This window comes from Thermoflavimicrobium dichotomicum, assembly GCF_900114055.1.
Lineage (GTDB): Bacteria > Bacillota > Bacilli > Thermoactinomycetales > Thermoactinomycetaceae > Thermoflavimicrobium > Thermoflavimicrobium dichotomicum.
Genome location: NZ_FORR01000003.1, coordinates 79512 through 94209, shown reverse-complemented (window position 1 = coordinate 94209; position 14698 = coordinate 79512). Strand labels below are relative to the sequence as shown.

The window sequence follows — 14698 nt, the reverse complement described above, 5'->3', positions numbered from 1 at the left end:
ATCCATGTGAATCCAAAACTCTAGCTGCATGAATCAGCTAGAGTTTTTTCTTCCGTATCTATCCAAGTAAATGACAAATCCTACTAACCAAGAACTATGATATAATTTGGATGTAAAAGGGGGTTTGATATATGGAAAAAGAAAATGAAAATGAAAAAGAAAAAAAGAAAGAGAAAAAAACAAGCATCACTCGCAACATTTTCCGCTGGTTTTTTCGAACTGTCTTTGTTCTGTTTGTATTGATATTAATTACTGCTGTGGGCGTTGTTGGAGTAGGTCTTGGCTATATTTCTGCCTATGCCAAAGACGAAAAACTGCGTACCCGAGCAGATTATGATAAATATTTAACCAATTGGTCCGAGACCAGTTACGCTTATTTCCGTCCCAATAAAGATGGAACACCCGAATTAATCGGTCGTTTTCATAACGATCAGGATCGACAATTGATCAAAGATTTAAGAGAAGTAAGCCCATATCTCATCGACGCATTTATCGCCACAGAAGATCGTGAGTTTTATCGGCATCCTGGCGTTGCCCCCCGCTCCGTTGCACGGGCTTTCTATGAGCAAGTTCAAAAAGCGATGGGACATGAGACACAAACCACTGGTGGTAGTACGATTACCCAACAATTGGTTCGAACCGAGATTTTAGGAGAACGGAACAAAACAGGGGAACGCAAAATCCGGGAAATGGTTAACGCTATACGTTTGGAAAAGTTCTATTCGAAAGACGAGATATTTATCAAGTATTTAAACAGTGCATACTTTGGCCAAGGTGCGAATCGCAAACACTTGTATGGTGTGGTAGCAGCAGCACGAGGTATTTTTAACAAGGACATCAAAGACCTGGCGCTGGCTCAAGCTGCTTATATTGCTGGAATGGTACAGCGTCCAATCGCATATACACCTTTCCCCAGCCAGGCAAGCCAAAAAGAGGAAAATCTGAAACGCGGCATTGAGCGCATGAAAATCGTCTTACATAATATGCTTGTGACCAAGAAAATTACTCAACAACAATATGAACAGGCCCTACGCTTTGATATCAAAGGTTCGCTAGCCAAACCAGAGGATCTCAAAAATGAAGATGCCTTTACAACCTATCCTTTTCTCATCACTGCCATTGAAGATGAGGCAACCACTATTCTACAGGAACTTTATAAAGATGATCCCGACTTGAAAGGAAAAAAACGGGATTATTTCCGTCGCAAGGTAAAATCCGGCGGATATAAGATCTATACAACGGTAGATAAAAATTTATATGATGCGATGAATAAAGCAGCAGATACACTTTATATGCCTTCTACCTGGTACAAGGGCAAGGAAATTCGCGAGCAAATTGGCGCGACCTTGATCGATAATAAAACAGGTGATATTCTCTCCTTCGTTTCAGGAGTAAAAATGAACGAAGAAAATGAAGAACATGCATTTATCGCTCGCAATCAAACAGGTTCTACAATGAAACCCATTCTTGCCTATGGACCAGCCATGAATGAAGGCATTCTTTCACCTGATTCCGTCATTATTGATGAACCAGTCAGAAAAGAATGGTCCTCCGAATATTATCAGAACGCAGACCAGAAGTTTCATGGTCGTGTTACCACTGCCAAAGCTTTGCAATGGTCATACAATATTCCTGCCATCAAGGTATTCAGGAAGTTAGGCAAAGAACAAGCCTTTAAATATTTACGAATGATGGGAATGGAACCTCATAAATTGGATGGAGAATCCCTCGCACTCGGCGGAGCAACGGAAGGATTTACGGTTACCGAAATGACAGGTGCTTACGCCATGATTGCAAACAACGGTCAATTTAACAAGCCACATCTCATTGATCGAATTGAAGATTCTTCTGGAAAAGTCATTTATGACTTCCATCAAAAATACCAACCGAAGCAGGTATTCAAGCCTGAAGTCGCTTATGCGATGACCCAAATGCTACGTACAGTTGTGACCAGTGGAACCGCTTCTGGCTGGATTGGTGGATCTACGGGTGGTTACAACGTAGCTGGTAAAACCGGAACCACCAATGACAATACAGACTTATGGTTTATCGGCTATACACCAGAAATATCACTGGGAGTTTGGGCTGGATATGAATTTAACTTACCAGGAAGTACAACTTTGGCTAACCAGGCATGGGTTCGACTCTTCCATGCTGCAACCCAGACGGCTCCCGAACTGATTCAGCGTGGAACCAGTTTTTCAAATCCTGGTGGATCTGTTCCTTATAAATGTTTTGAATGCCATCGATCTGCTCCGCCCAGCTCAGATGAAAAGCCGGCGCAAGGGGCTCCAAACGAAAATGAAGTTTTGGATTAACTACAAAACCCCCTGATGATCAAAGTGCACAGCAAATCATCAGGGGGTTCTTTTTTCTTTTTAATCTTCCATTGTCGACAAGTCGCCTGTTGGCAATCCCAATTCCCAAGCTTTTAATACGCGGCGCATAATTTTTCCGCTTCGTGTTTTTGGCAATTTATCTTTAAATTCGATTTCACGTGGTGCCGCATGTGCCGCCAAACCCTTTTTGACAAATTGGCGAATCTCTTCTTTTAACTCCTCAGATGGCTCATATCCTGCCCGTAATGAAACAAATGCCTTGATAATTTCTCCACGAATCGGATCCGGTTTGCCAATCACACCAGCTTCCGCAACAGCTGGATGCTCCACGAGCTTACTTTCCACTTCAAACGGTCCAACTCGCTCACCAGAGGTATTAATCACATCATCAATTCGGCCTTGGAACCAGAAATATCCATCCTCATCCCGATATGCAGAGTCACCTGATACGTACCAACCCGGAATGCGGAAATATTCCTGGTATTTTTCGGGATTTTTCCAGATCGCCCGCATCATCGAAGGCCAAGGTGTCTTGACTGCCAGGTTCCCCATTTGATATGGTGGCAGCTCATTTCCCTCATCATCGATAATGGCAGCATAAATGCCTGGGAACGGTTTTCCCATGGAACCCGGTTTGATTTCCATCTGAGGATAGTTAGCAATCAGGATCCCGCCTGTTTCTGTCATCCACCAAGTGTCATGAATGCGCTTACCATAAACTTTTAATCCCCAACGCACCACTTCCGGATTGAGTGGTTCTCCTACACTTAATATATGACGGACAGAGGACAAATCATATTTTTTCACTACCTCTTCCCCGGCTGCCATCAGCATCCGAAAAGCAGTAGGTGCACTATACCAAACGGTCACCCGATTTTTTTCAATCGTTTGATACCAATCATCTGGACTAAAACGACCGCCACGAATGACATTTGTTACGCCATTTAACCATGGAGCAAAAATTCCATAAGAAGTACCTGTTACCCACCCTGGATCTGCTGTACACCAATAAACGTCGTCTTCTTGCAAATCGAGAACCCACTTTCCTGTCTGATAGTGTTGAATCATCGCATTGTGTACATGCAAAACCCCTTTTGGTTTACCTGTAGAACCCGAAGTATAATGAATCAGCATGGGATCTTCTCGATCCATCCATTCAATATCTAATGTAACTTCTGACTTTTCCATCTCTTCTTCAAAGTGAAAATATCCTTCTTTTTCTTCATCGGAGCCACCGACTAAAATTATATATTTTAAATGCGGCAGTTGATCTACAGGAACTCTCTTTAACAATTCTTTATTGGTTACCAAAGCAATCGCTTCACTGTTTTCCAATCGATCACGAACAGCATCTTCCATAAAGGCTTCAAACAAAGGACCAGCAATCGCCCCAATTTTTATAATTCCAAGAAAACTAAAATAAAATTCAGGTGTACGTGGCAAGAAAATAAACACACGATCTCCTTTTTTGACTCCCATCCTTTTGAGAGCGCTTCCAAATTGATTCGATTTTTCCATCATCTCGCGATAAGTATAACGTTCCTCACGGTTCGCATCGCTATATAAAAGAGCTATACGCTCTCCTTTTCCTTCCTCCACATGACGATCAATTGCTTCATATGCTGCGTTTACTTTGCCTGTTTTCGACCAGGTAAATACACTTTCAACTTGCTTCCAATCAAAGGTACGTACTGCTTCTTCATAGTTGGTCAAATTATTGCCCTGAGTTAGAACAGGGATACGCTCCTGGTGTTCCATATCGTCACGCTCCTTTTTTTATTTCCTTCTTTTATATTATTATATCATACCTTATTTATTTGACAATTTATTATACATATAAAAAAATACCAAACAAAAAGGCCGATATTCATCATGGAGACAAATATCGACCCTTTTTGTTAAGAATTTATTAAGATTTTATTGTTTTGGTTTAAACGTTTTACAATCTGTTTCCTTGGATTCTCTCGCTTTGTTTCCAAGCTGGGCTACAACATAAATTTCATCGGCTTTGCAAAGATTTCCTTCGCCCCAGTACGTACAGTTGTTGACTTCACATAATACATCTCTTGCCATGAGTGATCCCCCCCTTATCTGTTTTTAATATGAGTTGGAGGGAAAAAGTTTATGCTCATAGCCCGGAAAATCGTTTCATCACTATTTTCCACTTAAACGATTCAACATATGACGAACGATCAAACAGGAACGTTCAGCTGCCATTTTTTCAAACTCATAGAAATTAACATGCGCAGAGTGATCCGCTCGATCAGACATCGAACGAATCACGACATAGGGGATCCCAGCCAAAAATGCAACATGTGCCACAGCGGCTCCTTCCATCTCCACACATGCACCATTCATCTGTTCATATAACGCTTTTCCTGTTTCTACACTGGAAATAAATTGATCTCCAGATAATATTTTTCCTGTGAGAACCTTGATTCCATCCATCTTCTTTCCAGCTTCAACAGCTAATTCCACTAACTGGCGATCTGCTGGAAAGATCGAAGTTTCTTGAAAAGGAATAGTCCCTTTTGGAAAACCAACGGAACTCGCATCGATATCATGATATTGGCATTCTGTCGAAATCACAATATCTCCTACATCCAAGTCCGGATGTAGTGCTCCAGCCACTCCCGTAAAAATGATCTGATTCACTTGAAAACGGTCAATCAAGGTTTGGGTGCAAACGGCTGCATTTACTTTGCCTACCCCTGACTTACACACCACAACAGGTGTATTCCACAAATAACCATGATGGAAATTGATACCATAAACCGTTTCAGTCTGGGTACTCTCCATTTCACTTAGATAATGAGCAATTTCAGAGTCCATTGCCCCGATCAAGCCTATTTTTTTCACTCTTCTCCTCACCCTTTGACTAAAATGCACCCTCATGCCATTCTTTGATCCGGGTCGAGTCACGCAGTTCCAGATCAAATTGCAAGATTACCTGGTCTGTTTCAACTTCCTCATTATTCATGTATTTTGTCAATAAACGCATGGCAACAGCCCCAATATCATACAGCGGTACACTGACTGTGCTTAGAAGCGGACGAACTTGAGAAGCAATCGGGATATTATTGCAGCCCATCACCGAAACATCATCTGGCACTGACCGGCCAAAATCCTGGATCGCATGAATGGCTCCCACAGCCATCTCGTCTGTGGCCGCAAATACAGCGGAAATCGAAGGATCCTTTTCCAACAGTTTCTTCATCGCTTCATATCCCGACTGATAACGTCCATTGCCTATTTCAATGAGTGTTTCATCAAATGGTAATTGATGCTGTTCCAATGCTTTCTTATAACCAAGGTAACGTGGATATCCCTGAATGGAGTTGGTCAGCTGGATACCAATAAAGCCAATTCGTTTGTGTCCTTCAGAAATCAAGACAGAAGTGGCTGTTTTTGCCGCTTCGATATTGTCCACATTCACATAAGGAATCTCATTTTTTTCGTCATGTGTAGCCGCCAGGACTACCGGCACTGGTGTTGCGTTAAAAATGGAACGATGCTCTTCTGTAATTGCGCTACCCAAAAAAAGCAATCCATCTACCTGTTTTTCCAGTAGTGTTTCAATCAATTGCAATTCCCTTAATGGTTTCAAATCTGAGTTACAAAGAATAATATTGTAATGATACATTGTTGCAATATCTTCAATTCCTCGTGTCAATTCGGCATTAAAGGGATTTGAAATATCCGGAATCACAACCCCTACTGTCGTCGTCTTTTTACTGGCCAATCCCCTGGCTACTGCATTCGGACGATAGCCGAGCTGTTGAATGACATCGAGCACTTTTTTACGCGTCGCTGGTTTTACATTTGGATTTCCATTGACGACACGAGATACCGTCGCCATGGAAACACCAGCCTCCCGAGCCACATCATAAATCGTTATGTTTCCTTTTTTGTTCTCCATTTTCTTCAATCACTTCCAACTAGAATGATCCGTTATAGATAATTTTAGCATAGTCTAAAACAGATATGTGTATTTAACTATAACACTTCTATTATTTATAAAAAAAGAGCCAACCCAATGGGTCAGATCTTTTCTATTATGATCCTATCTCATTTGATTCATTAATTGTAACACAAAAGGTAGTGGATCTCCTAATGCAACCCGGTATTCATTGGCATTGGAACGATTAATCCAAACCACCGGATTTCGTTTGGCAAATTTCTTATACATTGTCTCTGTTTCCACCAGTTGCGGTGTCAATGATGGAAGATCAGGCTTTTTCGCTTTTTCCTGGTCAATGATGTGCTGGGCGCTTTCCTTGGATGTAAAAAGGTCAACAACGGGGCTTCCATTTTCACGCGCTAAAATAACCAGTTCTTTTTGACTCGTAATTACCCAAATCTTCCTTAGTTTGGCAAGTACCTTGCAGACTTCCCAGCTGCTTACGCCACCACCATCCGAAATCAATCGTTTCAGTTGATTTAATCCTTCGCGAATATCCTGATCCAGATCGGCATTCTCATCATTCTCCGTATTTGGTTTCGTATTTGGACTACTTCCTTCCGATACCGTTTGAAAAAGCGTGGAATTTTGTGGATTGGCCGGCTTAGGCAATATCGTATCTCTTTCTGTCGACAAATCATTGATCGGCCAGTCCGAAATATCAATCGTCACTTGTTTAGGTCCTACATAGATTTCTGTTCCTGGTGGGGTCATGATATTTCTCAATCGATAAGGATTTGTAGCCCATCGCCGATCATTGGAAGCCGATTGCTGATTTGGCAAACTTTGATCCGAAACTTTTTCTTTTTTTACCTCAGGTGAAGTTGTTGCTAATTCATCGATCGGCGCAAAAGGCTGGGAGATCTGTGGCAGTGGTTTCGAAATTTGTGGTACGGTTTTTTCTTTCTGTTCTACCGGTTCCTCTTGTACAGGTGGAGTGACATGGCGGTTCGGATCAGAAGAAGATGACGGGTTTGGAGCAACAAAATCATGAACCACCGAATGAAATTCTTGATAGCCTGCTTGCGGACCTCGCAAAATCCTGTCCATATCCTGTGAAGTCAGCAGAGTCGCTTCAGGTAACCCAAAATGCAAATAAGGTGGTGTATGAATTTGGAACCGTTGACACCACTCGATGACAGCACTCCAAGGATGCTGAATAACCGCAGCTTGATGTAACCCGGATTGATTGCACATCTCCTTTGCATCTTGTTCACTGGCGTAAATGGCAACAGCCCAGCTCCCCTGATTTGCATCGACACAAAGCAAATGCTGCCCTTGTGTAGGAATCCATGGACCTGGAAGCTGAGATAATTTCATGACCAAGTACTCTTTGATCAGATCTTTTAAATATTGCTTCATGACAAAATAGCGAGACGGTAAACCAGGATTAAAGACAATTCCATCTACTTGAAGGCGGAGAGATTTTATCAAAAAACCTATCGTCGATTCTTCCACCATCTTTACGTATTCTGGTTGTTCCACCTTGACTTGCCTTGCAGCATCTACATCTGTAAATGCGACCACAAACTTGCTTTTTGCGTGGTTACCTTTTGCAAAAAATGGAATCTCTTCATTCACTTTTTGGTACAAGACCACAACTTTTTGAACATGGTTTACCATAAACTGATGAAATTGTTCAGGCAAAACATTATGTGAATTAGCGTACTCAAACCATTCTCTTATATTCAATGATATTTCCTCCTTGCTCTTTAACAAGAAGATGGTGATTCCATCATATCAAATTTTACTAAAAAAAGACGAGGAAGAAAGAGATGTTTTAACAATTTCATCACGCTTCTTCCTGATCCAGAATCAAAACGAAACAAAAAAGATCCCTTCATTCCTCTCTGTCAAAACCATTTAACCTGCAATGCTTTTTCATCCAGAGAGAACGAAGGGGAATTACATATCGCTTTGGAATTGTTTTTTTCTCCCAACATGACTTTTGTCTCGTCAGGATTGACTCCATTAGGATTTGATCATACTATTTCTCTTCACGGAATAACTGGGAAGCACGTAACTCTTCCATAAATTGTACAAAAGAAGGAATATCGATTTGCTGTCTGGCATCGGACAAGGCGACAGCTGGATTTGGATGTACTTCCAGCATGACTCCATCTGCTCCAGCAGCAAGTGCGGCTTTGGCACATGGAAGTAAAATATCCCGGCGTCCAGTAGCATGAGTTACATCCACAAAGACAGGTAAATGTGATTCATTTTTTAAGATTGGAACAGCAGAAATATCCAGAGTATTTCGGGTCCATTTTTCATACGTACGGATTCCCCGTTCACATAACATGACTTGGGTATTTCCGCGCGATAAGATGTATTCAGCTGCAAACATAAATTCTTCCATCGTTGCGGATAAACCACGTTTTAACAGTACAGGCGTGTTAACAGAACCAGCCGCTTTTAACAGTTCAAAATTTTGCATGTTACGTGCACCAATTTGTATCACATCCACATAGCGAACGGCCATCTCGATATCACTGGGATTCACAATTTCGCTGATGACTTTGAGTCCAAATTCGTCTGCAACTTCACGTAAAATTTTCAGTCCTTCTTCCCCTAACCCTTGGAAATCATATGGGGAGGTTCGTGGCTTGAACGCACCACCTCGAAGCAGCTTGACTCCTTGTTCTTTCAAAGCTTTGGCTACTTCATAAACTTGCTCGTAGGATTCAACTGAACATGGACCAGCAATAATCGAACTGGAGCCAGCACCGATTGCAACTTCTCCCAGCTGAATCACCGTATTTTCAGATTGACGCTTCCGGCTAACCAATAGCGCTTTTTTATGATCATCTACCTGTAACTGTAATGAGGCTTTAAATATCTGTTTAAATAAGTAGCGAATCGTTTGATCATCGAATGGACCCTGATTTTGCTGAACCAGACGATCCAACATCTCTTTTTCACGGACAGGGTCAAACTTTTTGACTCCACTCTTCTTCTTCACTTCTCCCAGCTCTTTTACCAACGCTGCCCTTTTATTCAATAATTCTAATAATTGAAGGTTAATGTCATCTAACCGTTGGCGTAACTCATCAAGCAAATGCTCACTCATTTGTACTACCTCATCTCTAATAAGAAAGTTTTGGATATTATAACTAAAATCTTTTTTCCTGTCACTACCTTTTTATTCCAAAGGATCATAAATAGGTTGGATTTCTGGTTTTTTCCCAGCTTTAATCCTAAATGAAGCAGGAAATTTGACATTTTTTTGTCCAATTTCTGCTGTATTCATATGAATGCCCATCAATAACAACACAGCTTCTAATGATTGACGGTCTGGAACCTTAATGATCACAAGCTGATTCGTTTGCCAAAGACCTGATTTCTTTCTTTGGGTCCAAGTAAATAAACACGGTTTTCTCTCAAAGTCTTGGATGTAATGGACTTTTTGTACACAATCCTTCGTATTATACCTGACAGAAACCATTGGTTCTCGGAGATGGATTCGTTTGTCCGCCACATATTGGGAACTCTTTTCCTGTAACATCCGAAATTTCCATGTTGGATATCCAGACCGTAGAGATACGGATATACACAAAACAAGCGTAAAGCAAATCATAGCCCATTTTACCGGAAAAAAGACACGCCTTTGTCGACGCCTCTCTTCATCTCCAATGGTCTCCAACTCCCTAATCAAACCAGCCATGTCAAAAAAGTCAGCACGACATTTCGGGCAGCCAGTAAGATGGTCTTTTAATTTTATGGAATCTGCTTCGTTGATTTCTTCATCGAAGTATAACTGAATGAGGTGTTCCATTTCTTTACACAACGACATCATTCAGTCAACTGCCTTTCACCTAAATTTCACGATCACTTCCTGGATAAGCGATCTTTTAATAACTTACGGGCGCGAAACAATTGTGTTTTCACCGTACCTTCAGGGATATTCAATTCCTTGCTGATTTCAGCATAAGAAAGTCCATGATAGTGACGCAAAATAATCACACGCCGATATATATCAGGTAATGCATCAATTTCCTGCTTTACTTTTTCCAATAACAATTTTTGTTCTACCTGTTCTTCCACTGAAGACATATGTAGGGATGGAGGAGGATCGGATTGAATAAAGGCATCATCCAAGGTAACCAGATTTAAGCTCTTTTTTCTTTTCTGATCACGGAAGCGATTGGTCATCATTGTCCTAAGCCAAGCTTTGAGCGATTTTTCATACACATACTTATCCGATTTTCGATGAGCTTGCCATAATGTTTCCTGTGTCAGATCTTTGGCATCCTCTGCATTACCAGTAAGACGTAAAGCCAAATGGAAGAGGTATCGTTGATGTTGTTGTAAACGTTCTAAAAACTCATCACCAACACTTTTCCATAAAAATTTGCCTGTATCTTTGGATACCATAATTGACTGCTACGGAAAACAACAGATACAAACGTTGTTTTCTTCCTTGTTCATCGTGCCCAGTTTCGCCAAAACAGCTACTCCTGTTTGGTAAAGCACTCCGAAGGCGTAAATTCCGACATGTTCTGCCGTACAGATCAGCTGACTCAAACAGCTGACTTACGTAGCAACCTCCCTTTCCTGGATTTTTCCAGCTCTACCAATAAAGCTGAAAATTCGGCTAAGGTCTTATCTGATTATAAGCTGAAAGCAAAGCATATTTGGTGATGTGAAAGTGGGATGCGTGCCAATATACCTGCTCATCCTTTATCAAAAAAGCCTGGGGTGATTCATGCTTAATCCCAAAGCGATCAGCAATTTCATTGGAAACAGGGCGATTTTCAATGACATGAACAACACGAATGGTTAATTCATCCAAGTCAATCCATTCACTAAACTCTTTCAGTTCACGATATGCTTGCGCACTAACCGGGCAAGCTGTGCTATGCTTAAAAATAAGGACAGGCTGTTCCTTTGAATGAACCATTAACTGCTCCAATGCTTCCAAATCCGTAATTAAAGCAAAAGTTTCCATCATCGTCTCCTTTGGTTCCATTGATGATTATTTATATCAAGTCTATTTTAACATAAAGGAGGAGTGTGGCATAATTTTCCCCTTACGCATAGGGGAAAACATCATCCAAATGAAGTACTTAAAAACAATAAGTCTCCTTGTTGTCCTTTTCTTCCTGCCCTCATGCAATCAGATCTATTTTGACACCAAATATACAAAAGCAATGGAAAAACTCCTGCAAGAACCAGAAAAACCATTATGTTTACCAGGAGAAACATTTGATAAAAAAGAGGAAATTTGTTATCAGCAGATCAACTGTAATGGTGATCAGTGTATCAAACAGGGAGATCAAATTCTGGAGAAATTGGAAAACGAATTTGGCAGCTTTTTGGAAGAAACAAGTGAAATACGTAAAGAAGAAACGTTTAAAGAGATCGCATCATTTGATGTAATCAATGGAAAATTGGAGAACCCCCGTATCAAGCAGGTAAATGTACCATCCGATTTACCCAAACTAAAAAAAATATGGCACATGTTTTCAGATATTATCCCTCTGGATGAAAGGAAAATGGTTCATCAGTTTCATGTCTTTACAGATGGTTTAAATGGGGAACTGGCTGAAGTTCACCAAGATGAACAGGATCGTCGCAAATGGGCTTTACATCTTGATTTCGTTGATTCAGACCATCCCAAACTTTTAATTTCTACGCTGATCCACGAATTTGGACATCTTCTTACATTAAATGAAAAACAACTGCCATTGAACAAAAAGTTACCAAAAGATCAACAACAGATTCAACAACTAAAAGAAGAATGCAGTCCACACTATTTCGATGAACAACAAGGATGCAGTCATCCACAATCCTATATCAACGCCTTCTATCAACGTTTTTGGGTAAATATGATGGACGAGTGGAAGAAATACCAGGTACAGGAAAGTCCTGAACATTTATTGTCATTTTATGAAAAACATAAAGATCAGTTTGTCACCGATTATGCTACCTATCATATCGAAGAAGATCTGGCTGAATCGTGGACATACTTTATCTTTACCAAACATAAACAGCCGACATCGATTAAAGAAGAGAAAATCGCTTTTTTCTACAATTATCCAGAGCTGGTTCGTTTACGGGCTATCATCCTCTCACGAATTTATTCCAAAATGCTGCATCTGAAAAACAGTACATAAAACGAATAACAAAGCTATTCAAACATTTTCTTTTTAATTAAATATGAAAGATATTTCCATATCATGCTAAAAAGGGGTGGAAAGTGATTTATAAACAAAAGATATCCATATCAAAATCGGATTCCTTCCATCCAGATGGATTCATTGTACAAAAAATAACGGAGTACGAACGGGTTTCAGACCTTATTGGAAACTTTCGACAATCTCATTTTCTATATGTCTAAATCTTCTACCGCTAGTTAACCATTTATTACTAAAGTATAATAGGTATGGATCTTGTGTATATCTGGTGAGGTGAGTACATTGAACACAAAATCAATCGTCGTTATGAAAGGTGATCAAACGGGGCAAGAACTGCTGGAAGAAGCTTTACGTGTTCTCGATCCCAGTGTGATCGGCGTAGACCTCGACTTTCAGTTCTTTGATCTGAGCCTGGAAAACCGCCGGGCAACCAAAAACCAGGTGGTATATGATGCAGCAAAAGCCATGAAACGCACCGGCTTTGGATTAAAAGCTGCTACCATCACTCCAGAAGAAGCTGGGGATGTAGGTAGCCCCAATGCTATTTTACGTCGAGAAATCGATGGAAAAGTAATTATCCGTACGGGTCGTCGCATTCCAGGTGTTCGCCCGGTAGCAGGCGCCTTTTCTCCGATCTCGGTCATTCGAATGGCTGTTGGGGATGCTTATGGTGCCAAAGAATGGCGTGAAGGCGAAGGGTTAAGCGAGATTGCTTATCGTACCGAAACCATTGATCGCAAAACCTGCCGAGCAGTGGCTGAGTTCGCTTTTCGTCATGCCAAGAGAACGAATGCCAAAGTGTTTGGCGGTCCCAAATATACGGTGAGCCCGGTTTACGAGGGAATGCTAAAAGAAGAAATGGATGAAGCGAGCAAACGCCATCCAGAAGTTCGGTATGAGCCACAGCTCATCGATGCCACCTACGCACTGTTACTCAACAGCTCGGGTGAGCCACTGGTGATTCCCGCTCTCAACCGCGATGGGGACTGCTTGAGCGATATGGTATTGCAACTATTCGGCTCTATCGCCGGTTCCGAATCCATCTTAATGAGCTTTGATGATGACTTTAATCCGAAAGTCATTATGGCTGAAGCACCACATGGAACAGCCCCATCCTTATTTGGTAAAAATATCGCAAACCCAATGGCCATGATTCTGGCTGGTGCCTCTCTCCTTACTTATATGGATGATAAAAAAGCAATAGCCGCATCGCGCGCTATTTACGAATCAACCATTGAAGCGGTTCGAGAAGGAATTCGTACAGCTGATCTCGGAGGTAGCGCAACCACCACTGAATTTACCGATGAAGTCATCCGCAAAGTGCAAACGAAACTGGAAGTTTGGACAACTTTACAAGGATTTTGATGATATCGCCACCCCATTGTTTGGGTGGCGAACATTCATCTAAATAAGAGATTGTTTTTCTATTCTAATTAAATCGCCCCTATACTACATCCTTCAGTACTTCGAGCTTTTGCCGGCGAAATCATTAAAAAAACAGAGATACCCCTCTCTTCGTCAGAAGGATATCTCCGTCTCATCCTTTATTTTCATTGATTTTTATTTTCTTTCCCTTTTTTCTTTAGCTGTTCTTTTAGCTTTTTAGCTTCTGCTTTTAATTGTTCCGGTTTCACATTAAGTGCAGCAGCTACTTCTTTCCAAGTTTTCTTTTCTTGTTTGAGTTTCACAACTTCTTCCAGTGATTTTCCACTGACTTTGGCAATCATGGCTGCTTTGACAATTCCATGGGCATGAATCTTGTTGTTACTCCAAATCAGTACAACCTCATCTTTTTTTACTCCCAAGTATGAAGCAATCAAATCAAAGACTTTTTTGGGCTGCTTGTGAAAGAGTTGTTTTCCTTTCCTAATATCAGGAAATAACTTGTGAATCTCTTGCTTGATCTGCTTCCGATCAATCTTGTATTTCTCAGCCACTTTCTTCCATGTTTTCTCTGTCTTCTTTGCCTCCACTACTTTTCCAATGGGCTGTTTGCTTAACTTTGAGATAACAGCGGCAACGACCAGATGACGCTCCTTTTTCATTAGCACGGTTACTTCCTCTTTGGAAATCCCCAAGTAATCCGCGATTTTTTTCGCCACCTCTTCTTTTCTTTGCTCTTTTTTCTCCTGTTTGCTGACATGCTGTTTTGCCGTAGTTACTTGGTTATTCGCCCAACTGATTGGGCTTACTGTGAAAAGAACCCCACCCACTAATGTAACTGCCAGGAAACCTAGCACTTTTTTCATCAATCCATCCTC

13 protein-coding genes are annotated in these 14698 nt (G+C 41.0%); 3 read left to right on the top strand and 10 right to left on the bottom strand.

Annotated features, from left to right (window positions below):
- Window positions 1-131 precede the first annotated feature (131 nt).
- Window positions 132-2318 carry a transglycosylase domain-containing protein gene (locus tag BMZ78_RS04885; protein ID WP_093228449.1) on the top strand — a complete coding sequence of 729 codons (2187 nt, stop codon included), beginning with the start codon at window positions 132-134 and terminating at the stop codon, window positions 2316-2318.
- 60 nt (window positions 2319-2378) lie between these two features.
- Here the strand turns inward: BMZ78_RS04885 and acsA are convergent, their stop codons facing one another.
- From acsA to ytxJ, 9 genes are all read right to left on the bottom strand, one after another.
- On the bottom strand, window positions 2379-4097 hold the full coding sequence (gene acsA / locus BMZ78_RS04880) for an acetate--CoA ligase (RefSeq protein WP_093228447.1): 1719 nt from the start codon (window positions 4095-4097) through the stop codon (window positions 2379-2381).
- Window positions 4098-4256: 159 nt separating this feature from the next.
- Window positions 4257-4412: a DUF1540 domain-containing protein gene (locus BMZ78_RS04875; RefSeq protein WP_093228446.1), complete on the bottom strand. Its 156-nt coding sequence runs from the start codon at window positions 4410-4412 to the stop codon at window positions 4257-4259.
- A gap of 81 nt (window positions 4413-4493) precedes the next feature.
- Window positions 4494-5198 carry a 5'-methylthioadenosine/adenosylhomocysteine nucleosidase gene (locus tag BMZ78_RS04870; RefSeq protein WP_245739738.1) on the bottom strand — a complete coding sequence of 235 codons (705 nt, stop codon included), beginning with the start codon at window positions 5196-5198 and terminating at the stop codon, window positions 4494-4496.
- A gap of 19 nt (window positions 5199-5217) precedes the next feature.
- Complete coding sequence (ccpA, locus tag BMZ78_RS04865) at window positions 5218-6258, bottom strand: catabolite control protein A (protein ID WP_093228443.1); 1041 nt, start codon at window positions 6256-6258, stop codon at window positions 5218-5220.
- 144 nt (window positions 6259-6402) lie between these two features.
- Window positions 6403-7992, bottom strand: coding sequence for a hypothetical protein (locus tag BMZ78_RS04860; RefSeq protein WP_093228442.1), 1590 nt, complete (start codon window positions 7990-7992; stop codon window positions 6403-6405).
- Window positions 7993-8287: 295 nt separating this feature from the next.
- Window positions 8288-9370, bottom strand: coding sequence for a bifunctional 3-deoxy-7-phosphoheptulonate synthase/chorismate mutase (locus tag BMZ78_RS04855; protein ID WP_093228440.1), 1083 nt, complete (start codon window positions 9368-9370; stop codon window positions 8288-8290).
- Window positions 9371-9442: 72 nt separating this feature from the next.
- The gene (locus BMZ78_RS04850; protein WP_093228439.1) at window positions 9443-10096 is read right to left on the bottom strand and encodes an anti-sigma factor family protein; all 654 of its coding nucleotides are present in this window, start codon (window positions 10094-10096) and stop codon (window positions 9443-9445) included.
- A 32-nt stretch (window positions 10097-10128) separates the two neighbouring features.
- Entirely contained in the window at window positions 10129-10674 is a 546-nt protein-coding gene (locus BMZ78_RS04845; RefSeq protein WP_093228437.1) for an RNA polymerase sigma factor, read from the bottom strand.
- A gap of 220 nt (window positions 10675-10894) precedes the next feature.
- Window positions 10895-11251, bottom strand: coding sequence for a bacillithiol system redox-active protein YtxJ (ytxJ, locus tag BMZ78_RS04840; protein ID WP_245739737.1), 357 nt, complete (start codon window positions 11249-11251; stop codon window positions 10895-10897).
- 106 nt (window positions 11252-11357) lie between these two features.
- Here ytxJ and BMZ78_RS04835 point away from each other — a divergent pair, with 106 nt between their 5' ends.
- Together BMZ78_RS04835 and BMZ78_RS04830 are read left to right on the top strand one after the other, a co-directional pair.
- On the top strand, window positions 11358-12416 hold the full coding sequence (locus BMZ78_RS04835; RefSeq protein ID WP_093228435.1) for a hypothetical protein: 1059 nt from the start codon (window positions 11358-11360) through the stop codon (window positions 12414-12416).
- 327 nt (window positions 12417-12743) lie between these two features.
- Window positions 12744-13802 carry an isocitrate/isopropylmalate family dehydrogenase gene (locus BMZ78_RS04830; protein ID WP_425263916.1) on the top strand — a complete coding sequence of 353 codons (1059 nt, stop codon included), beginning with the start codon at window positions 12744-12746 and terminating at the stop codon, window positions 13800-13802.
- A gap of 185 nt (window positions 13803-13987) precedes the next feature.
- Here the strand turns inward: BMZ78_RS04830 and BMZ78_RS04825 are convergent, their stop codons facing one another.
- A complete protein-coding gene (locus BMZ78_RS04825; RefSeq protein WP_093228432.1) occupies window positions 13988-14686 on the bottom strand; it encodes a hypothetical protein in 699 nt (232 codons plus the stop codon).
- Between the last annotated feature and the right edge of the window lie 12 nt (window positions 14687-14698).